General features: G+C 44.7%; 16 protein-coding genes and 1 riboswitch. Of the genes, 5 read left to right on the top strand and 11 right to left on the bottom strand.

The annotated features are described in order from the left end of the window. Positions 1–151: 151 nt before the first annotated feature. The 8 genes from QWZ07_RS01360 to QWZ07_RS01325 form a co-directional block, all read right to left on the bottom strand. Entirely contained in the window at positions 152–1,513 is a 1,362-nt protein-coding gene (locus QWZ07_RS01360) for a BatD family protein (protein ID WP_192852560.1), read from the bottom strand. Then, positions 1,510–3,234, bottom strand: coding sequence for a vWA domain-containing protein (locus QWZ07_RS01355; protein WP_192852559.1), 1,725 nt, complete (start codon positions 3,232–3,234; stop codon positions 1,510–1,512). The genes QWZ07_RS01360 and QWZ07_RS01355 overlap by 4 nt, the downstream gene beginning before the upstream one ends. Next, positions 3,227–4,306, bottom strand: a complete 1,080-nt coding sequence (locus QWZ07_RS01350; protein WP_192852558.1) for a vWA domain-containing protein — start codon at positions 4,304–4,306, stop codon at positions 3,227–3,229. The genes QWZ07_RS01355 and QWZ07_RS01350 overlap by 8 nt, the downstream gene beginning before the upstream one ends. Then, the gene (locus QWZ07_RS01345) at positions 4,299–4,859 is read right to left on the bottom strand and encodes a DUF4381 domain-containing protein (RefSeq protein WP_192852557.1); all 561 of its coding nucleotides are present in this window, start codon (positions 4,857–4,859) and stop codon (positions 4,299–4,301) included. The genes QWZ07_RS01350 and QWZ07_RS01345 overlap by 8 nt, the downstream gene beginning before the upstream one ends. Then, entirely contained in the window at positions 4,860–5,822 is a 963-nt protein-coding gene (locus QWZ07_RS01340) for a DUF58 domain-containing protein (RefSeq protein ID WP_192852556.1), read from the bottom strand. Between the two features lie 12 nt (positions 5,823–5,834). Next, positions 5,835–6,818, bottom strand: a complete 984-nt coding sequence (locus QWZ07_RS01335) for an AAA family ATPase (protein ID WP_192852555.1) — start codon at positions 6,816–6,818, stop codon at positions 5,835–5,837. Positions 6,819–6,994: 176 nt separating this feature from the next. Further along, positions 6,995–9,412, bottom strand: a complete 2,418-nt coding sequence (locus QWZ07_RS01330) for a tetratricopeptide repeat protein (RefSeq protein ID WP_192852554.1) — start codon at positions 9,410–9,412, stop codon at positions 6,995–6,997. Positions 9,413–9,620: 208 nt separating this feature from the next. Next, positions 9,621–11,168 carry an arylsulfatase gene (locus tag QWZ07_RS01325; RefSeq protein WP_192852553.1) on the bottom strand — a complete coding sequence of 516 codons (1,548 nt, stop codon included), beginning with the start codon at positions 11,166–11,168 and terminating at the stop codon, positions 9,621–9,623. A gap of 346 nt (positions 11,169–11,514) precedes the next feature. Here QWZ07_RS01325 and QWZ07_RS01320 point away from each other — a divergent pair, with 346 nt between their 5' ends. The 4 genes from QWZ07_RS01320 to QWZ07_RS01305 all read left to right on the top strand — a co-directional run bounded on the left by QWZ07_RS01320 (position 11,515) and on the right by QWZ07_RS01305 (position 17,735). Continuing rightward, positions 11,515–13,077: an arylsulfatase gene (locus QWZ07_RS01320; protein ID WP_065104773.1), complete on the top strand. Its 1,563-nt coding sequence runs from the start codon at positions 11,515–11,517 to the stop codon at positions 13,075–13,077. A gap of 307 nt (positions 13,078–13,384) precedes the next feature. Then, the gene (locus QWZ07_RS01315; RefSeq protein WP_192852552.1) at positions 13,385–14,479 is read left to right on the top strand and encodes a cytochrome-c peroxidase; all 1,095 of its coding nucleotides are present in this window, start codon (positions 13,385–13,387) and stop codon (positions 14,477–14,479) included. Beyond that, positions 14,472–16,892, top strand: coding sequence for an ATP-binding protein (locus tag QWZ07_RS01310; protein WP_192852551.1), 2,421 nt, complete (start codon positions 14,472–14,474; stop codon positions 16,890–16,892). Before QWZ07_RS01315 ends, QWZ07_RS01310 begins: the two co-directional genes overlap by 8 nt. Positions 16,893–17,069: 177 nt before the next feature. Beyond that, positions 17,070–17,735 (top strand): DUF2057 family protein, encoded by a 666-nt coding sequence (locus QWZ07_RS01305; RefSeq protein ID WP_102361068.1) that lies wholly within the window; start codon positions 17,070–17,072, stop codon positions 17,733–17,735. Between the two features lie 110 nt (positions 17,736–17,845). Here QWZ07_RS01305 and QWZ07_RS01300 read toward each other — a convergent pair whose 3' ends face one another. The 3 genes from QWZ07_RS01300 to QWZ07_RS01290 all read right to left on the bottom strand — a co-directional run bounded on the left by QWZ07_RS01300 (position 17,846) and on the right by QWZ07_RS01290 (position 20,213). Beyond that, positions 17,846–17,998 carry a hypothetical protein gene (locus QWZ07_RS01300; RefSeq protein ID WP_165689592.1) on the bottom strand — a complete coding sequence of 51 codons (153 nt, stop codon included), beginning with the start codon at positions 17,996–17,998 and terminating at the stop codon, positions 17,846–17,848. 173 nt (positions 17,999–18,171) lie between these two features. Next, on the bottom strand, positions 18,172–18,891 hold the full coding sequence (locus QWZ07_RS01295; protein WP_017111941.1) for a Crp/Fnr family transcriptional regulator: 720 nt from the start codon (positions 18,889–18,891) through the stop codon (positions 18,172–18,174). Positions 18,892–19,193: 302 nt separating this feature from the next. Then, positions 19,194–20,213, bottom strand: coding sequence for an adenosine deaminase (locus tag QWZ07_RS01290; RefSeq protein WP_192852550.1), 1,020 nt, complete (start codon positions 20,211–20,213; stop codon positions 19,194–19,196). Between the two features lie 87 nt (positions 20,214–20,300). After that, positions 20,301–20,400: riboswitch (purine riboswitch) on the bottom strand. A gap of 146 nt (positions 20,401–20,546) precedes the next feature. On the opposite strand from QWZ07_RS01290, the gene QWZ07_RS01285 reads away from it, so the two are divergent. Beyond that, positions 20,547–21,329 (top strand): response regulator transcription factor, encoded by a 783-nt coding sequence (locus QWZ07_RS01285; RefSeq protein WP_192852549.1) that lies wholly within the window; start codon positions 20,547–20,549, stop codon positions 21,327–21,329. Positions 21,330–21,343 lie beyond the last annotated feature (14 nt).

Raw genomic sequence — 21,343 nt, 5'->3', positions numbered from 1 at the left:
GATGTGAATTGCTTCAGTTTGTGCAGAATGCCCCGATAAACCCAGAATTTTTATCGGTATTTCAATAAAACGCTTCCCATCACTTCGCAGCACTTTATATATCAAACGGCTATATTTCTCATCGAACAACTCGTTTAACCTTCGCATAAAACTAGGTTTTATCTTTTAAGTCTGGCAAAGCTTTAGGGATTCTCAATCGGTCAAAAATCGAACGAGAGTTACTTGAGTTTGATTCGTCGCTGGGTAAGTTACGTAAGCCTTTCCATAAACGAGAAAATACGTTTCTATCTTCACGCCCTTGCTGAAGCGCTTCACTATCTTCTAGCCAACGCTTTTGTCCGCTCGCTTTACCCAATTCTAATTGAGCGTTTTCTCTGCGCAATTGACGATAGATAAAGGTTCTCAATGCAGGCCAATTATTTTGCTTAAGTAAACGACGCAATACCAACCAGCTTGGTGTTGGTCGGTTTTTGTAATAGCGCTTCGCCGCAACGAATAACATGCCACATAACACCACTGCCAAACCAACGCTTATAAAGACCGACCTGTAAGCTTTGATGAAGGATTGGAATGTGTGTTTTGCTTCAAACACTTCGCCTTTTATTACCACGCTCTCAAGACGCTGATTTTTGCTGTCCCACCACTGGAATGTGAACTCCGGTAAGGTAAATTCACCACCTTGCTGAATCACATAAACCGTCTCTTCAATTCTACCGGAACGGTAGTCACCACGTTCTTGTGTGTCATCGAAACGGTTGGGCTGAGGGTAAGCTTGATATTGCTGAGTCGATTCATTGGTCAACACATTGGGAAGTAACACCGACAAACTGTCTTTCGCTTTGATCGTCACGGTTCGAGTAACCGCATCACCCACTTTTAAGTCCTCGCTCGAACGTTGCCATTGCTGCTCAACATCCACGTCTGTCGCAGAAAACCAAGGCGATTCATCACTTAACAAACCAGACGGTAATGAGGCTTCAAACTTAATCGGCTGCGTATAAAGCGTACCACCTACGTTTGAGCCATCAGGTGCTGACACTTGGATACGAACAGGCACAGTAGGAATCACAAATTCACCCGAGGTCATCGGATAAAGCGTCACTTCCCAACGCTGGCGTGACCACGTAGTACCACCGACTCGTTCAGTGTAGTTCGTCGCAAGTTGGTTGCGCTGCTTTGCGATTACATTGGGGATTTCGATGCTGCCAATTCGCGTACCACCCGTTAGCCAGCGAGGGGTCGCCACCTCAATATTCAGAATCACTTGCTCATTAACGCTGACTTTCGTTGGCATTATCTTATCGCCTGACTTCGGTTTTTCTCCAACCCAAGCGATCAGTTCTACATCACCACTCTTCTGCAGATCATAGATATCAGCCGCAGAAACAAGAGTAGGGAAAACGGTGCTAATCAATAGAACCATCGACACAAGCAAGGTTTTGGTAAGTTTAATGGACTCTGAACGCCCTACCTTTGTTTGAACCACTTCAAGAGCTAAATCATATCGACTCATTGTGTTTGCTCCTGTTTTGGCGTCTGTTCTTGTTTTGGCATCTGCTCGATCGAAGGCGCAGGATCTCTTAACTGAATTTGGAATTTGGATTTCAAGAAGAACTTAGGGTCGGCTTCTACGCGCTTCAACCACTTGTCGGCAAGCTCTTGGCTGCCCAAAATCTCATTCGCATTAAGCGTTTCCTTGAGCATCAATTCCGCGACCGTTTCTTCTTCTGCACCATCACCCGTACGCGGCTGGTCGTCTTCGAGTTCTAAAGATTCTTCAGGGCCATCTGTTGTGCCTGATTGGCTTTCACTGGTGCGATTAACCTCTTCGACAATGCCACTAAGCACAGCAAGATTGTTCTCCACATCCGTTCTTAGTTCTGGTGACAGACCCTCTTTCTCGCTTAATGACTTCAAAAGGTCTCGCGCAGCAAGGTATTCTCGTTGTCTGGCTAACGCACTTGCGGCATTGTATAAACCAAGATCAGTTTTGGTTTGCAAGAACGCACTGTGAGCTAACTTAAAATCACGAGCATAGTAGTAAGCCGCACCTTTTCGCATAGGGTCAGTAAAATGTTTTGCTGCTTCAAGGTATTCCTTCTGGTTCAGCAAGCGTTGACCTTGCTGGTCAGGCGTTAACCATAAGTCCCACCACCATTGAGCTGTTTTGTCCCAAGCCGTAACCGACTCCACCACAACTGGTTTCTCAGCGGTTAAGTTGACCGTTTTGGCCAAAGTGTCTGGTGAATAGATGCTGCTTGTGATCATCAAACCAACAACACACCACTGAACCAACCACCCTTTTCTGAACCACAACAACATAATGATAGCCATTGGAATAAGTAGTCCGTATCCCATGTCTTTCCAAGGCATTGAAGACTCACCGTTGAGTTGCATGTTTCTTTCAACCGCTCTGTTCAGTTGTTGGATATCCGAATCATCAACGGTCACTTCGATCAGTCGTCCACCCGTCTTACTCGCTAAGTTACGCAGTGAATCTAGGTCGACAGGATTATCGCTCACCACATTACTGTTCCCTGCGGCTAGAATGAGCAACTGATACGGATTGTCGTTAAAGAAGCTCTCGAACGCTCTGATGGTACTTGGGTTTACACCATCCGATACCAACAACACTGACGAACCTAGCTCACCAGACAATTGCTGATTTATGAGTGGCAGCGCTTCTTCTGCTGACTTACCTGATACAGGCATGATGTCAGGTGTGATAGCCGCAAGAAACGGTTCGAATACCTTGCTGTCTTGAGTCACAGGCATTGCAACGTGGGCACTGCCCGCATACACAACTAAACCTGTGTTACCGCCCTTGCGCGCTGCCAGTAAATCTCTAACTTTCTGCTTAGATCGTTCCAAGCGACTCGGTGGTAAGTCTTTCGCCAGCATGGATTCGCTGTTATCAAGCACAACCAACATCGACGCTTTGTCTTCACCAAAAGGCGAAGCCTCACGCTGCCATGTTGGGCCAGAACAGATAATGATGGCGATAGTTACAATCACCACCAATAACTTCAATGGCAGCTGCTTACGCCAGCCTGTTTCGCCAATCGTCAAGGCATCACGTAAGTGTGCAGGTAGAATATCTTTCCACGTTGGTTTGGTTTCTTCTCTCCAACGAACCCATAACAAGAAGAACATCGGAATAAAAGCCAATAACCACAATGGTCGAATAAAGTGAAACTGAGTAAAGAACTGTTGCAACATGAGAGAATCAGGCATCGTTCTCTCCTTTTAAATTTTTCTTTGAAGAAACCAAAAGCGATCTTCTACGGATTGTCGCCAAGCTAAACGCAGTCAAATACATCACAACAACAATGGCCATCAAGTAATGATGTAACCCCTGTTTAGGACGATAAGTGGTACTCTCATACAGCTGAGGCTCTAGTTCACCGATTTGAGTGTAGGCTTTGGTCAGTTCATCACGGTTGAGCGCTTCAAAGGCTTCACCACCGGATTCTTGCGCTACACGTTTGATGGTTTCCATATCCAACGCCACTTCTCCCACGGTTTGGGGATCGCCCATGGCGATAACGTGAATACGAACGCCTTTCGCCTTGGCGACTTTGGCGGCATCGATAGGCTCAACAAAGCTTCCTGTGTCATTGCCATCAGTTAGCACAATCACAACTTTCTCTTTCACGTTCGCATCAATACTGGAATCTTGAACGGCAGCACTCTGCTTTTCGCTTTGTTCAAACACCTTAATCGCCAAGCCAATTGCATCACCTAAGTGCGTGCTTTGCCCTGCCATCGCGACATCGGTTTGATTAAGCAGTTCAAGCCAGACATCTTGATCAGCAGTAAACGGTGTTTGTACAAACGCCGCATCACCAAACAAGATCAAACCGAGTCGGTCCCCTTTTCTGGTTTTCGCAAAATCGGCTAACACTTCTTTGGTCGCATCTAAGCGAGAGATTTTATCCCCTTGTTTAGAGGTAAAATCTTGTTCAGCCATTGAGCCAGACAAATCAACAACAACCATCACGTCACGACCTAATTGTTCACGAACTTGTGGCTCACCAAGAATGGTAGGTTTCGCTAATGCGCAAATCACTAATACCCAGGTAATGATCAGCGTAGTGCGTTGCCACCAGCTTGGTGTTAACTGGCTTGCACCTTCTGACGGCGCTTCCCCAATCGCCTCAACCAACTCACTGAAAAAAGGCACCTTGATGGCCATTTGTTTAGTGCGATAAGCAGGTACGGCAAAATAAACAAGTAAAGGCAAAGGTAGAGCGATGAACCACAGTGGATGTGCAAATTCAAAGCTGGCAGATAAACTATCAAACATTATCTTGCCCCTCTGGTTTTGCTTGTACATCCGGTTTCGCTTGTAGATCTGGTTTATGAAGTTTTAGCCACATCATCGCGGTTTCAATCACCTCTAAACGCTGTTCAAAGGTCAAACGTACTTTAGGGTCAATTAGGCTCTGCATCCATAATTCCGAGACTTCATCGGCAAAGAAAGCATTACTGTTTTTGCTCGTGTCAGCGCCGACAGGTAGATAAGCATTCAAACGGTTCACATAAGCTTGGCCAAACAACTTTGCATTGCTGCTGTCTAGGTAACGGAGTACCACTTTCAGTACCTTGAAGGTTCGTTCGGTTGAGTTTTTGTCTCTTGCATCCAATACCATGAGCTCTTTAAGCGCTTCTTTACGATAACGGTTATTCCACCATCTCTGCGCCAAGCGATAAGCCAGATAGATAGCGACCAATAACAGAATGACGCCAAGGATCTTCCAGCCAATAGTTTGCGGCATCCAGCTCACGCTCTCGGGAATGGCGACATCGTGCAGATCGCGAAGGATATAAGTACTTGGAGGCGTATGTTCAACAGCCATCTAACGCCCTCCCACCAGCTTTTGAAGCTGAGAAATGTGAGTTCCAGACGTATCTAATTCGATATAAGGGAGGTTTTTCATCGCCATTAATTTAGCAAGGGACTGCTTCTGGAGTGCAGCCTTTTGAGCAAGGCTTTCACTTGCGAGGTTAACCTTAGATTGGCTATCGAGATTAAGTTGAAAACGACCATCACCCACCACCCAATTTGCGCTTGCGAGATCTTGAGGTAATGATTGTTCCAATGGGTCGGTGACCATTATGGCCAAGATATCGTTGTGTTGCTGTAACTGCTTTAGTCGGTCTAGATGTTGTTCTTGGCAGTCGCGCCAATCGCTAATAAAGATTAAGGTCGACTGCTTTAATCTCATTCGTTTTATCAGTTCAATCCATTGACTGAACCCGACGCCTTCGCTGTCACTCACATTCACGTCTAAGCTTTGATTTGCTTTAGTAAGGTGCTTTAACTGAGCCAGTAAATCAGACTGTGAACGCTGTGCTTTGGTGTGGAAGAGTTTTTGATGAGAAGCTAAAACAAAGCCAACACGGTCACCATCTTTCAGGACTCGCCATCCACACAATGCCGCGACTTCGGCCGCAACAACCGATTTCATGGTGTTTTGAGAAGCAAAGAACATCGAACTGCGCTGATCGACACAGATCATTACATTTCGGTCTTTCTCTTCGGTATAGCTACGAACATGAGGCTTGCCCGTTCGCATCGTAACTTTCCAATCGAGGTTACGAATATCATCACCCAGTTGGTAATGACGTAATTCCTCAAAATTCAAACCACGACCACGAAACAGGGAATTATGTCGGCCCGACAATACACTGCCCGCCTTTAGATGAGGCAACAGAGAAAACGACTCAGCTTGAGCCTGAATTCGCACTAACCTTGAATAATCACAGTACAAACGTGGATCAAGGCCTTGCGGTTTGGGAGCTTGTGTTGGCTTCGCCATGACGCCCCCTTGTTATCCGATCTCAACATTATCAAGCAGTTCTTCAACCACTCTTTGATGGTCAACACCATCGGCCAATGCGTCATAAGACAACGAGAATCGGTGACCTAACACGGTAGGTAGCATCGCTCGCACATCGTCTAACGTGACATGGTCACGTCCTTGAAGCCATGCATAAGCGCGAGCACATTTATCCAACGCGATGGAAGCACGTGGGCTGGAACCAATCTCAATCCATTTAGACAAGTTTGATTCTGGGTAACGCTCTGGCTTACGAGTCGCCATAACCAAAGCCACAATGTAGTTTTCGACTAAATCAGAAACCGTAATATCAGGAAGTTGGCGACGCGCTTCAAGTACCAATTCAGGTTCAATATGCTGTGGTGTGACTAATTCTGAACTCGTCTCGCTGCCCAATTCTTCACTGCGCACCAATCGAATGATGTCACGCTCCGCTTCGTCTTCTGGGTAGTCGACCGTCACTTTCATAATGAAACGGTCCATTTGCGCCTCAGGCAGCGGATACGTACCTTCTTGTTCAACCGGGTTTTGAGTCGCTAATACCATGAACAAATCTGGAAGGATGTGAGTTTGGCCACCCACAGTTATCGTCCCTTCCGCCATCGCTTCAAGCAGTGCCGCTTGTACCTTTGCGGGCGCACGGTTTACTTCATCGGCCAGAACGATGCTATTGAAAATAGGACCCGGTTGGAAATGCAGCTGAGGCTTGCCATCAAGCTCTTGATACACTTCAGTGCCCGTCACATCTGATGGCAGAAGATCTGGCGTAAACTGAATTCGACCAAAACTGGTGTTCAGTAAATTCGCCAATGACTTCACCGAGCGAGTTTTTGCTGTACCGGGAAGCCCTTCTAGAAGCACATGGCCATTGGTCAATAACCCAATCACCAGAGCACGAACGACGTGACTCTGACCGATAACACTTTTCTCTGTCTCTTCAATCAGTTGGTTTATTGCTTGTTGCGCATGGTTCATAGGTATTCCCTTTATTCAATCTGGCTGCGTACATCCTACTCACAAGCCCCATAACTATTAGTTATAAACACCATAAATTATAAGCGCCATAGCCACGTCAATTCTGGCGCTCTATTTCAGTTAAGCTTTCTTCTTGCTAAGTGCTTTTTACTGACTAACGGCTTGCTAATTGCTCTCTACTGGACAATTGCTTTCAACTGGTTAACTGCCTCCGGCGGCGCTACTTTGCTCAATGACAAAATACATTGTTCAAACGCTTTGGGTACGCCGGGTTGTTGGTAATTTCGCGCTAAGATTTCACACTGCGCATACAGATGCTGTGGGTTACGGCTAAATTGGTAAGCCTTGTGCAGTGATTTACTTGCCGCAAGCACATCAGACTTCTCCAAAGCCAATCCGTACACATACCAATATTGAGGGTCGGTTTGCGCAGTTTCAGCGGCTTGTTTAAGGTAGTCGGTTGCTTGGTCGTAATCTTTCACACGAAGCAGAGATAATCCTGCGCTGTATGGTAATACACTCGATTTCGGCTGAGCTTGAATGCCTTGCTTCAATGTCGACAGCGCTTTTGCTTCGTTACCTTGCGCTCGATACAAATCAGCTAAGTTGGCATAGCTGTTCTCGAAGTAAGGCTCAATGTCGATAGCGCCTAGATAAAACTCAATCGCTTTGTCGTGCTGACCTAAATCTCGGTAAACGTTGCCTAGGTTAGTACGTCCAAACCCTCTGTCGGCATTAAATTGCTGTATCTCAATGTATTCTTGCAATGCAGGTTTGATTTGATCTTTCTGTAGAGGGTTCATTTCTCCCCAGTTACGCACAAGCGCTCCTGCGGTTTCTGAGCGAATCGACAATACAGGATCTTCCAATAGTGGCTCTAGAATCTGCCAACGATCAGTAAATGGAAAACCTGAGGAACCTTGCACAACGCCTAAACGGATCATCTCATCGTCGTGTTTCACTGCTCTTGCCAATGAAATAAGCGTGTTCTTACCCGTGTTTCCACCCAAGCGTGCTAAGCTCGAAGCTCGAATGATATTGCTTAAGCTTGAATCCTGAGCCGAATACGCCAGTGCATCTTCTGCTCCTCTGTGCCCTATTGAATCCGCGTAAAAGGCGACAGCAAAATGTTGTTGGTTGCGATACTTAGAATCTGGGAACCATTTACCAATTTGTTTATCAGCCCACTGATCAGTTTGATCTTCGTGACAACTGGTACAGACGTTCGGTGTTTTAATATGTTGGCTGATATCAGGGCGTGGGATATGCCAGCTGTGGTCACGCCTTGGGTCAACTTCCATGTACGTCGTTTCTGGCATGTGACAAGTGGTACATTGTGAAGCCTCAGTATTCGCTTCATGGAATGTGTGCTTTTCAGGCGTGTATTCAGAGGCTATGTGACATTGACTACACACAGCTTCTTCTGCAATTTTCAGTTCTGCAGTATGTGGATCGTGACAGTTAGTACAAGTAACGCCTTTCTCTGCCATCACCGATTGCAAGAAAGAGCCGTAGACGTAGTCTTCATCGTAGATTTGACCATCGTTGTGATAAAGCTCAGGGGTTATCAAGCTTAGGCGATATTTATCAAAGAATGACCCGTTAACGTGGTCTCCCGTTTCATTTAACTGAGTGCGTCGACTGTGGCACTGAGCACAAGTCTGTACTTGATTGGTGTGAATGATGTCTTTTGGTTGTAGGGTGGAGTTGCCCTCTTGGTAGATCCACTCTTTTACCGACTTCGACAAATCACGGTCGAAACCATAATGCGCCGAAATTTGAACGTCCTTCCCGCCGCTGGCTTTTGCTGACTGATCTTTGGTCAATTGAGCTTTTGCTAGCTGGGCCTGCTCAACGTGCTCACTCGCAGGGCCATGACACGCCTCACAACCAACATTAATCTCGGACCAAGTGGTGTTGTAAGTATTGCTTGCGCTGTCGTAGTTCTTTTCTAGGTTTGTTGAATGGCAATCGGCACACATGAAGTTCCAGTTCTGGCCACTGTTGGTCCAGTAAAACTCATCGGTGTTGGTGGTATCAGGGTAAAGGTGAAACCAGCGTTGGCCGCCTTCGTCCTCGGTGCGAGAATCCCAAGCGAAAGGAATCAACTGTACGCGTCCGTCTTCAAACTCAACCATGTACTGTTGCAGAGGTTCAAAGGCGAAGGTATAGCTGATTTTGTAATCTTTGAATTGGCCATCCGGCCCTTCGATGTTGACCCAAAACTCTTCTCCCTTGCGAAAAAAACGGTTGGGCTTTCCTTTATGAGTCACGGTTTGATCGTTGAAGTCGCCCAAAATGGACTCATCAGTCGCGTGTTTCATCGCCATATCATGATGAGAGCCTTGCCACGCTTCCACTTCTTCGCTGTGACAGTCAACGCATGCTTCAGAACCGACATACGTAGCCTTGAGAGAGCTGGCACCTGAAGTTTCTGAATCAATAAGTGAAGCTTCAGTCGTCGTCGGAGCTTGTTCATTCGCATACACATTGACACTGAATGTCGACAACATAGGTAAAGACAACATTGCGGATAATACTGCAACTCGCTGGTGTTTCAATCCGTTCACTAGTGAGCACAACCATGCAGACATAACATTCCTTGTTTTTATACATCCTTATGCTTAATAAGGTAGACGTAAAAACAATGAAATTACAATTATTTAGTGGCAGTGAGCTCGATAGTTGTGACTCATATTCACGACTGATAACTACTCATCGATATGCTCATAAAAAAAGAGCTCCTAAGAGCTCTTTCGTGTTACCAGTTTCATCAAACTATCAGTTTCAATAAACCAAAGCTTACTTATTATGGTTCTCTTGAAGTTTCTCCATAACCTGATCCAAGCTAAAGCTCGCTGCTTTTTGACGTGGTGGATATTCAGCAAAGGTTTCTAAGAACTTGCCAACATACGCTTGTGCAGGTACGAACATATAAGCATGGTCTAACAACCAGTCATAGTAAGTATTCGATGTTATATCTGCGTTTTCGTATGGGTCCATACGGAGGTTAAACAGCTTAGGAAGACGTAACGTTACAAACGGTTCTGCCCAGATTTGCATAGTACCCGTTGCACGCTGCTCCATGAACACCGCTTTCCATTGGTTGTAACGAAGTGCCGCAAGGTCACCGTCATCGGTAAAGTAGAAGATCTCCGAACGACGGCCTTTTTCTTCTTCACCGGTTAGGTAAGGAAGGAAATTGTAACCATCTAGGTGAACTTTAAACGTTTTATCACCCGCTGTATGACCTTTCAGTAGTTTCTCTTTGATCTGATCATCACCAGCGGCTGCAACGAAGGTTGGCATCCAGTCCATGTGGTGCATGATTTCATTTGAAACACTGCCCGGTTCAATCTTTCCTGGCCAACGAACCATTGCTGGTACACGGTATGCGCCTTCCCAGTTGGTGTTTTTCTCACCACGGAACGGCGTTGTACCGGCATCAGGCCAAGAGTTCATGTGTGGACCGTTATCCGTTGAGTAGAAAACGATGGTGTTGTCTTTGATTCCCAACTCATCCACTTGCTTCAATAGTTGTCCAACGTGTCGATCGTGCTCAACCATACCATCAGCGTAGTTACTGATGCCGGTTACGCCTTTGCTATCTGGCTGAACGTGCGTTCTAAAGTGCATTCTTGTTGCGTTCCACCAAACGAAGAATGGTTTGTCCGCTTTCACTGCGCGATCCATGAAATCAAGTGCCGCGTCTAGTGTTTCTTCATCGACCGTTTCCATACGCTTACGCGTTAATGGGCCTGTATCTTCAATCTTGCCATCGGCGAATGATTTGATCACACCACGAGGGCCAAATTTCTTACGAAACTCTGGATCAGTTGGGTAATCTTCATTCTCCGGTTCTTCTTCAGCATTCAGGTGGTAAAGGTTGCCAAAAAATTCGTCAAACCCGTGTGCTGTTGGAAGGAATTCATCTTTATCGCCAAGGTGGTTTTTACCAAATTGACCTGTCATGTACCCCATAGGTTTAAGCATTTCTACAATCGTTGCATCCTCCGCTTGCAAACCAATGTCTGCTCCTGGAAGGCCTACTTTACTTAAACCCGTTCTAAGAACACTTTGACCCGTGATGAACGTTGAGCGACCTGCGGTACAAGACTGCTCAGCGTAATAATCGGTAAACATCATGCCTTCTTTGGCGATGCTATCAATATTTGGAGTGCGGTAGCCCATCAAGCCAAATGTGTACGCACTCACATTGGATTGACCAATGTCGTCCCCCCAAATGACCAATATGTTTGGCTTTTCTGCTGCAAAAGTGGCGCTAGACGCGGCCATCATTGCTGTACCCAAAATCGCTAATCGACGTTTAGCGCCATACTTCGCTGTCATAGAAACCTCTTCGTAAGTTATTTGCATCCTGCCCTACAACGTATAGTTCATTTTTTACTCATACGCGAGATTACCTAAGCTATTAATCTTTTTGTCATTTTTATTGAGATATGGATACAGAAGTCATCGGTAAGGTTTACGGCATCAAACATGATAAGGATCACACATACAAACTAAGGGGTTATTCTGGCAACAGACTGGAACTGATATGAATCAATAAGTTAACTAGACATCATAACGATTGGTTATAAGCACTATAAAAGGACGGAACGGAATTTTGGGAATAACATTTGCTCATCGATGTGTTGCTCTAACGCATTAATCTTAAAAGTGAATCGGAGTCCTTATGGGTACTAAAATTAATAAACTAGCATTAGGTGTTGGCTTATTAGCAGCTTCTTCAGCGGCAACAGCAGCAGAAAAACCAAACATTCTTGCTATCTGGGGTGATGACATTGGTGTATTCAACATCAGTGCATACAACAACGGTATGATGGGTTACGAAACACCTAACATCGACCGTATTGCTAACGAAGGCGCACTATTTACTGACCACTACGGTCAACAATCGTGTACTGCTGGCCGTGCTGCATTCCTAACCGGTCAAGAACCTTTCCGTACAGGTCTACTGACTATCGGTATGCCGGGCTCTGACCACGGTATCCCTGATTGGGCTCCAACTATCGCAGACCTTCTTAAAGAACAGGGCTACATGACAGCTCAGTTCGGTAAAAACCACATGGGTGACCAAGATAAGCATCTTCCAACGAACCACGGTTTCGACCAGTTCTTTGGTAACCTTTATCACCTAAATGCGGAAGAAGAGCCGGAAACATACTACTACCCTAAAGACCCAGAGTTCCGTAAGAACTTTGGCCCTCGTGGTGTAATCAAGTCGACTTCTGACGGTAAGATTGAAGATACAGGCCCTATGACGCGTAAGCGTATGGAGCACGCGGATGAAGAGTTCCTAGAAGAATCTCTAGCATTCATGGAAAAAGCAGTGAAAGCTGACAAACCATTCTTCATCTGGCACAACACGACTCGTATGCACGTGTGGACTCGTCTACAAGAGAAGTATCAAGGTAAATCTGGTATCAGCATCTACGCAGACGGCATGCTAGAGCACGATGACCAAGTCGGTATCCTTCTAGATAAGCTTGATGAGCTTAAGATCGCAGACAACACTATCGTAATCTACTCTACCGATAACGGTGCAGAGACAGTATCTTGGCCTGATGGTGGTGCAACTTACTTCCACGGTGAGAAAGGTACAACTTACGAAGGCGGTATGCGCGTTCCTCAGCTAGTTCGCTGGCCTGGCACTATCAAACCGGGAACTAAGATCAACGACATCATGAGCCACCAAGATTGGATTCCAACACTAATGGCTGCTGCTGGTGATGATAAAGTCGTTGAGAAACTGGCTTCTGATAAAGGGGCGACATACAACGGCAAAAATTGGCGTGTGCACCTAGATGGTTACAACTTCCTACCTTACTTCGAAGGTAAAGAAGAAAAAGGCCCTCGTGACAGCATGCTTTACTTCTCTGCAAACGCTGAGTTAAACGCGGTACGTTGGAATGACTTCAAGATCTCATTCGCAGTTATGGACGGTAACATCACAAACGCCGTGCGTTTCCAACCAAACTGGCCTCAAGTTGTACACCTACGTGCTGACCCATTCGAAAAAGCACCACATGAATCTGGCATGTACCTACGTTGGATGGCAGACAATATGTGGCTATTCGTACCAGTAGGCGGCAAAGTACAAGAGTTCATGAACACGCTACCTGACTACCCAATGCAGAACAGCCAAGTACTGAACCCTGGTAACTTCAACCAGAATGCTTACATGCTTCAAGGTAAACTTAAGCAACTAGAAGCAGCCGCTGCACAAGCTAAATAATTATTAGCTAGCGCTGATAAAAGTAAGACAAAGCCGTGATAGCTCAACCGCTACCACGGCTTTTCTGTCTTTTGTCCTTCAAGCAATTGGAGCAGCCAAGTACTTGTAACGATCAACTTACCTAACAACCCTAAGTACCAAGCCTTAGGCTCCTCTTTTAAAACCCTTTCTACCAAACGAAGTTCTATTTCTTGGGCTTGCAACATTCCCATTGTGAAACTAGGTTTATATTAATAACGCGTAATATGAGTAGGCTCAGACGGATTTTGAGTCAATAAATGATCGGAATTGAGATGGAACTTACGTTATGAGAACGCCATATTTTGCAGGAATTAGTATAACTGTCCTTTGCGTTTTAATCGCCATACTGGTCTATAACGCCTCCCCTTCAGACATGCACGCTTCATTTGAACCCATTGAGAATCAACGTCATGAAAGCGACCACGATGACGCACATTCTTCAGCCCACATCTCCACTTCAGATGTACAAGACACCAAACAGGCGGCATTTTCAGACCAAGAAATATTCCCTATTCCTCACTCGCCCGAAATAGATCATGAATTGGCTAAAATAGGTTGGACACTATTTAAAGACCCGAATTTGTCGTCCAACCGCAGTGTCAGCTGTGAAAGCTGTCATAGTTTACAAACTAACGGGGCTGAAGTAATTCCTGTGTCTATTGGCGTTAATGGAGCGGGGATGCGAAATTCACTCACCGTTTTTAACACTGTCTTTAACTATCGATTCTTTTGGGATGGTCGGGTGAACAACCTTGCTGACCAAATCGACGGCCCTGTACACAACGTCGATGAAATGGATTCCAATTGGGAACTCATTACCAATTACGTATCCCAATCGGACGACTACATCCATATGTTCCAAGCGGAACAGCTACCGATTGAAACTGCATCAATAAAGTTAGCGTTGATTGAATTCATGCAGGGGTTAACTACCCCAGATGCGCCATTTGACCAATATTTACGGGGGGATATAAATGCCCTTTCCGACGCCGCACAACGGGGGTGGGAAACCTTCCAAGATGAGGGCTGTATCCGTTGTCATCAAGGCACCAATATTGGCGGGGGTATGGTGATGCGATTTGGATATTTTGGATTATCAAAGACAGGTTCCGAACGAAGTGAAGATCAAGGTCGCTTTATGTTTACCGCTCAACCACAAGACAAGCACTTATTCCGGGTTGCTAGCCTTAGAAACGTCGCAATCACAGCACCCTACTTTCACGATGGACAAACCGCTACGCTAGAAGAGGCGATTAAGATTATGGGAGAGAGCCAGTTAGGAAAAACATTTGAAGACCAAACCATTAGCGATATCAAAACCTTCCTAGAAACCCTCACCGGTGACCGCCCTCAAATGCTAGTGGAGTTTGAAAATGAATAAAATCAGACTCATCTTTTTACTGTTTATCTCGCTATTTGTGGGCTTAGTCAGCTTTATCATGCTGACCTATTTTGAGCATGAGAAAGTCACTAAATATGGTGAATCTGTCCGTGAGCTCGGACATGAAGTACTAGAAATGCGCGATCAGATAACCAATGCGGCTCTCGCGGGGATCTCTAACCCTTATCAAATGACGGCAAATTTAGTCACCCTAGAAAAAGAACTGCAATTGCTCAAAGGTAGCTATCAAGGTACTAATATCCACTCAGTGTTCTTTCGAGGCTTACAAACCCCGGAATTACTTGAGCGTTTCCACACCTCTTCTATAGCGAACGTGGACACGCTAGACAACCTCGTCGGATTGAGTGTTGCCCGTCAATTCATTCTGCAATCCCTAACTCTACAACTCACAGAAACTGGCTCGAGAAATGGCTCACACAATATTGACGCGATCACATCTTCAAACATAAATGTTCAAAGTGAGCTACTCGCTAGCGTGCTGTTTGCAGGCACACAAATTCAACATCAAGGCATAAACTCAGACTTGGCTAACCTGTCTAAAACGTTTACTGAGCTTAATGAGCAACAGAGCCAACTGCTATCACGAGTGCTTTCGGTCCATAGCATGGAATACCTTGAGCAGATTGAACATCAATTTACCGATGTTCAAGACCAGCTTAAAAGCATCATCGTTAAACTCATCATCACATTGGCGCTACTCACCTTTGCCTTCTCATTCACCCTCTTTATCCTGCGCGTCTTTGAATTAAAGCGAAACAACCTCTCCTATCAAGAAGCCGCAGACAAAGCGGAAAAAGCCAACGAAGCCAAGTCATTATTCCTTGCCACCATGAGCCATGAATTACGAACGCCAATGAATGGCGTGTTAGGTATCGCCCAGATCATCAAAGAAGATTCACAAAGCGCCGACACTCGCAAGCAAGCACAAATCATCATCGATTCAGGTCAGCACCTCGTTACCATATTAAATGACATTCTCGATTTTTCTAAGGTTGAACAAGGAAAAATGGAGCTTGAATACAGCCCATTCTCAGTCAAAGACGTGGTTACACACCTTGATAAAACATTGACGCCACTTGCCACTGACAAAGGCCTCGATTTTGTCATCAAGGACAGCATCCCTGCCAATATTAAGTTAGTGGGAGACCCCGCACGTACGCGTCAGATCTTATTTAATTTGGCAGGCAATGCAGTCAAATTTACTGAATCAGGCAAGGTCGAAGTGGAGTTTTTGATTGCACCGACAACCCCGCCAAGCGTGAATATTTTGGTGACTGATACTGGTATTGGCATTGCAGAAGACAAGATCGACCATATATTTACAGCCTTTGAACAAGCCGAGCTTTCAACGACACGTAAATTTGGCGGAACAGGGTTAGGACTGTCGATTGTGAAACAATTAGTCGAACTGATGGGCGGAAGTATTGTAGTCACTAGCCAACTGAATGCCGGTACTCAATTCACTATCTCTTTACCGTTAGAAATGCACGAACTACAAGAGAAAATCGTCGTTCAAACACCAATCCGAACCCATCAGACTCTCGATAACTTCTCAGTATTATTAGTCGAAGACAACAAGATCAACGCGATGGTGATCAGAAAGTTCTGTGAATCTATCAACTTAACGGTTGAGAACGCCTACGATGGTTTACAAGCTTTAGACAAACTAGCCTCAACCCAATATGACTTAATTATCATGGACAACCACATGCCGAACATGAGCGGTATTGAGGCGATTCAAAAAATCCGCAACGAACTCAAGCTAACTACCGTGGTTTTCGCGTGTACAGCCGATGTGTTTAAAGAAGCGCACGATGAATTTATTCTATCAGGGGCTGATTTCGTACTCACCAAACCATTGCAGAAGAACAGCTTACAAAACGCCATTAATGAATTTCATCACCAGTTTGAGCTTAACCGACATAACTCGGCTAATGTACACAACCGTCCAAACAAAGATGAAAGCAACATCACCATATTGACACGTCTTCCGAAGAACAAGTTGCCACTCACAGAAGAAGAGATTTCGCGCAGTCTATTGCTGACTAGCGGTAAGATGGAAACAGGTGAGAAACTCGAATGCTTGACCTCTCTCGTCGAGGAGTTAGAGAACGAAATTGACGAATTGATAGAGTTATTTTCTAGCGCCAGACCGGATGATCTCTGCAGAACCTTAAACGCAGTCAGAGCGATTGCATCAAGGTTTGAGATGACAGAGGTACTTGAGCTTGCAGTTTCCGCAGAACAGGTAACCGAGCATCACACAATGCCTGAGGCCGAATTACTTCAGCAACTGATCAATCGATTGATGGTTAACAGCCACCAAGCCACACGCTTAATACAAAAACTCAATCAGCAAGCTAATACAACGGGAAATGAGGCATCGAAATAATACGGGGGCGATAACGATTAGCGACATTGTATATCGCGTTATTAAGCACGGTTTATGCTTTCAAGTTTTATCCTTACGTTAAGTTTCGGTGAATTTTCCCAAATCGAGACAAGGTAACTTGAAATACTTTTTTATGCATGCGAGTGTAGAACAATTTACTCAAATAACTGTATGACTATGAAAACATTACAATCCATTGCGCTGCTTTCCACAATTATCGCAGCACCACAAGTGTTAGCTGACGTAACAATTGAAGTTCCTTCTAGCGCAGATGCTTTAGTCGAAGTCTTAGCTGTAAATGAGGCTAAACCTGATCTCGACGGTGGTTTCTTCTCTTCGAGCAAAACGATCACCGTTCCAGATGGCGTGAACCAAATCGTTTTCAAATATCAACTTGCTTTTAGCCAAGGCAACGACCGTGAGTTTGTCGACAGCGATACAATTATTGCTACTTTTGACGCGACAGACACCGCATTGACGTTCGACATGCCTAAGTTCCGCAACACCAACGAAGCGAAAAAAGGCTTTCAAAACCTAGATTGGAAACTGGTTGATGAAAACCAGAATGCAATCAGTGTTAAGCAAGACAAACTAATCAAAGATGGCATGCAGATTGGTCGTAAGTACCCGCAAGAAGCGAAAGAATACAACCAAAAAGGCGGCATTGCTGCATTAGCTATGGGTACAGCAGCTGGCGCAACGGCAGCGGTTGTTCAACCTGTAACACTACCAGCAAAGATTGATGCCAACGCTGCTAACACGGCCGAAGAAATGCTCTACTTCTGGTACGACAAAGCAGACGCTGAAACTAAGCAAAAATTCAAAGATTACGTGAACAAGTAACCTTACTTGTGTCACTTAATACTTGTCTCACTTAAAAAGAAAAGAAGCTGGCATATTGCCAGCTTCTTTTTTATCTCAACATTCATTATTAATCTAAAGCAAACGCAAGACTAATCGATTGATATTGCTTCACCATTTACTCTAGCAGGCCAACCCAACTGTTTGTATTCGACAGCCAACAAATACGCACAACGACTTGAGATCGTTGTCTTAATCCAGTCACCTATCCCACACACTTTGTATTCCAATACGGCCATTTTCATAACTACATTACTCACTAAATTTAAATTTTATAAATATCAGGCGTAAGTTATCGATATTAGTGAGCTATGTATGTTCCCAAAAGAACACAGGACCATGATTTACTCATAAAGAGGGACTTAGAACGCCAAAACATCTCGATAACGAAATGTTGTTAATCAAATGAGAATCAACACTATTGTGGCTTCATTTTCGCCATAGGGTCACGAATCATCAAATTCATTGGAGAAATACGCTCATATAAGCCCTCGACATCCGAAATAAACACTTTGCCCCGCTGAATTTTCACCATACCTAATTGTTCAATTCCCTTTAATACTTCGTTTAATCTAGGCCTGGATATACCAGTTATGGTGCTCAGTTGGCTTTGTGAAATGTTGATACTGAGTGTTGCACCTGCAATATTGGTTTGGCGAGCCGCCAATTCTAACAATACATAAATCGTTTTTTGTTCTTTCTCATGAATAGACGATAAGAAAGCTTGAATCCAAATAGATTGGGCTTTAGCGCCACTATGAAGAAGCCATTTAAATACCATGCACTTTTTTTCAGCGAGCTCTAATATCTTGTCTGAAGGGAAAAGTACCATTGTGATGGGCTCAACCTCTTCAGCTATAGCAAAAAGGTTATAGTCAACATGAACCGACAGCGCACCGATCCAATCGCCTTTACCTACGACCCCACCCGACAGACTTTTCAAATTCTCAGTTGAAAAGCAGATACCAGCCGAACCGGTAAGAATATAAAAAACCCCCGGAAGATTTTGAAATTTTTTCGTAATCTCAAGGCTATGTATACCCGTTTTTATAACGGCTATTTCGAGCAGACTGTCTATAAAGTCTTGCGGCAAATCACAAGGCCACTGAATTTGTTCTCCGATTATTGGGTCTAACAACGATTTATACCTCCTTCGAAAATATCTATACAACGTTAACGCTATACCTCTACATCTTCTTTAAATGTAGTACATCATTACGAAGGCAATATGATTTATATCTAAATAAAATCATATATCTTAGTAGCTTAACTCATAGACTTAGTTAGCGAGTGGCGCGCAACCCGAATTAAAAACGACCAACAATGGCTGGTCGTTTGGTGGTTCTAAATGACGGGGTCACTAAAAGCTATAAGCCATAAGCCATAAGCCATAAGCTACCTTTTAGTGATCTACCTGTTAGTAAACGAGTCTATTCAATATTAACAACACAGTTCGCTAGCTTGCTCAAGATACGCTTGAACCGCATCTCGGTACTGCTGCTTCAACGACTCTTCGACAAAGCTTGCTTCAATGGCATTCAAACTAAACTGCGCCAGCTCTTGCTCCGTCATGTCATGAGCTTGGCTCACAGCGTTAAAGTTATCCGACATGTAGCCACCAAAGTACGCTGGATCATCTGAGTTAATTGTAACGGCAACACCTTGTCTCAACAGATCCACAATGTTGTGGTCTTCCATTACAGCGAATACTCGCAGTTTGATGTTAGACAATGGACACACGGTCAGCGGCATTTTCGTCTCAATCAATTCGGCAATCAAAGCGTCATCAGTCATACACTGCACACCATGATCAACACGACTCACACTGAGCATCTCAATCGCATCGACGATGTTTTGAGCTGGCCCTTCTTCCCCTGCATGAGCCACAGTCAAAAAGCCTGCCTGTTTAGCTTGTTGGAATACGCGCTGAAACTTCTCTGGTGGGTGTCCTAACTCTGAAGAATCTAGTCCAACACCAATAATTTTATCTTGGTGCTTTAGCACGTCGGCGAACGTTTGAATCGCGCTCTCTTCAGACAGGTGTCGCAAGAAACAGGCAATAATTTGCGAGGTAATACCCAGCTCTTTTTGCCCCTGTTCAAGCGCACGATGAATACCGTTAATTACCGTGTCGAATGCAATACCACGATCGGTATGTGTCTGAGGATCAAAGAAGATTTCGGTGTGAATAACATTATCGGCTTTACAGCGCTCTAAGTACGCCCATGTTAGGTCATAGAAGTCTTGTTCAGTGCGCAGCGCATCAGCACCTTGATAATAGATATCGAGAAATGACTGCAAATCATCAAATTCGTATGCGCGTCTTAATTGCTCTGGGGATGAATAAGGCAGGTCGATGCCGTTACGTTGAGCGAGTCGGAAAAGCAACTCAGGTTCGAGTGAGCCTTCAATGTGTAAATGCAGCTCTACTTTTGGAAGCCCTTGGATAAATGCGTTCATATTTCACCTACTATGGATTTTAGGTGTGCACTTACTCTGAATAATAGACAGGATGTTTTGAACGCCATTACAAAGAGTAAGAACACAATTGTGATCTAAACCCTTCGTAATCAGCACTTTGCGGGAGCTGGTAGAGACCCCCAAACCATATCATTGGGGTTATACGAAGTAAACGGTTGCTACTATACACAGTTAAATCTTAATTTCACTAACCAATTACTCAATAAATCCGAGGCGCAGGACCTGGTTTATTCAGAACAACATTCGACTCTTTGGTTGACACGCTTTAGCTATTACCGCTATTTTTGTCTTAAACAACCAATGACGGTCAATATGAAAGATACCCAATTCGATAGCTTTGAAGATCTGCTTTCCCACCAAACCAACATTTTGACCGCTTGCCAACCCAAAGATTTCGATAGCACTTTTGCCTTGCTGGCAAGAGAAGCGTTAACTTGGTTTAAACTCGACAGGCTTACCCTCTTTCCAAACTCTATGATTCTTTTGGACACAGGCAAGAGTATCTCTGTATCCAAATCAGATACTCCGCCGCTTGAAATGGAGCGCTTTCTAAAAGGCAATTATCTTGATTATCTTAAGCTTTTGCGTTCAAAAAAGTGTTGGCAGTTATTCTCTGAAGAAACCCTCAAAAGCCACAAGGTCGACCCATTGCGTGTACTTTATGAAGAAGGTGCAAATTGGCATGGGATTGTGAGCCTTTCGTTATTTGGACAACAATGGGGCGCTATCGGTTTCTCACGCTTCAACCGTTACGACACACCTATTGAAACAACGGACATGACACGAATCAAGCTGCTCAGTGACATTTGGCTCTGCTTTTGGCAGCACTCTAAAATGACGCGCAGTGTCACCAGCGATGAAGCCGACAACATCAACGAAAGTGAAAAGCTACTGTTGCTGACCAAAAAGCAATGTACGGTTCTGACACAATTAGCACAGGGGTATACTGCTAAGCAATGTGCGGAGATTCTGTTTCTAAGCCCACGAACAATTGAATCCCACAAATACCGCATGCTAGATATTCTCGAACTCGAGAATCACACTGAACTGATTCAATTTGCGCTGCGTAACGGTTTTGGGATCGACAACAATTAGTGCTCTCATTATAA

Origin of the sequence: Vibrio lentus, from assembly GCF_030409755.1 — a bacterium.
Taxonomy (GTDB): domain Bacteria; phylum Pseudomonadota; class Gammaproteobacteria; order Enterobacterales; family Vibrionaceae; genus Vibrio; species Vibrio lentus.
Note: the sequence above shows the minus strand (reverse complement) of the source record. Positions and strands in the feature narration are given on the sequence as shown.

Coding starts and splice junctions, on each gene's coding strand:
- QWZ07_RS01285 (WP_192852549.1), top strand. CDS start 20,547: ATGAAAGATACCCAATTCGATAGCTTTGAAGATCTGCTTTCCCACCAA.
- QWZ07_RS01320 (WP_065104773.1), top strand. CDS start 11,515: ATGGGTACTAAAATTAATAAACTAGCATTAGGTGTTGGCTTATTAGCA.
- QWZ07_RS01315 (WP_192852552.1), top strand. CDS start 13,385: ATGAGAACGCCATATTTTGCAGGAATTAGTATAACTGTCCTTTGCGTT.
- QWZ07_RS01360 (WP_192852560.1), bottom strand. CDS start 1,513: ATGAGTCGATATGATTTAGCTCTTGAAGTGGTTCAAACAAAGGTAGGG.
- QWZ07_RS01330 (WP_192852554.1), bottom strand. CDS start 9,412: ATGTCTGCATGGTTGTGCTCACTAGTGAACGGATTGAAACACCAGCGA.
- QWZ07_RS01305 (WP_102361068.1), top strand. CDS start 17,070: ATGAAAACATTACAATCCATTGCGCTGCTTTCCACAATTATCGCAGCA.
- QWZ07_RS01340 (WP_192852556.1), bottom strand. CDS start 5,822: ATGGCGAAGCCAACACAAGCTCCCAAACCGCAAGGCCTTGATCCACGT.
- QWZ07_RS01335 (WP_192852555.1), bottom strand. CDS start 6,818: ATGAACCATGCGCAACAAGCAATAAACCAACTGATTGAAGAGACAGAG.
- QWZ07_RS01325 (WP_192852553.1), bottom strand. CDS start 11,168: ATGACAGCGAAGTATGGCGCTAAACGTCGATTAGCGATTTTGGGTACA.
- QWZ07_RS01290 (WP_192852550.1), bottom strand. CDS start 20,213: ATGAACGCATTTATCCAAGGGCTTCCAAAAGTAGAGCTGCATTTACAC.
- QWZ07_RS01350 (WP_192852558.1), bottom strand. CDS start 4,306: ATGTTTGATAGTTTATCTGCCAGCTTTGAATTTGCACATCCACTGTGG.
- QWZ07_RS01300 (WP_165689592.1), bottom strand. CDS start 17,998: ATGAAAATGGCCGTATTGGAATACAAAGTGTGTGGGATAGGTGACTGG.
- QWZ07_RS01355 (WP_192852559.1), bottom strand. CDS start 3,234: ATGCCTGATTCTCTCATGTTGCAACAGTTCTTTACTCAGTTTCACTTT.
- QWZ07_RS01310 (WP_192852551.1), top strand. CDS start 14,472: ATGAATAAAATCAGACTCATCTTTTTACTGTTTATCTCGCTATTTGTG.
- QWZ07_RS01345 (WP_192852557.1), bottom strand. CDS start 4,859: ATGGCTGTTGAACATACGCCTCCAAGTACTTATATCCTTCGCGATCTG.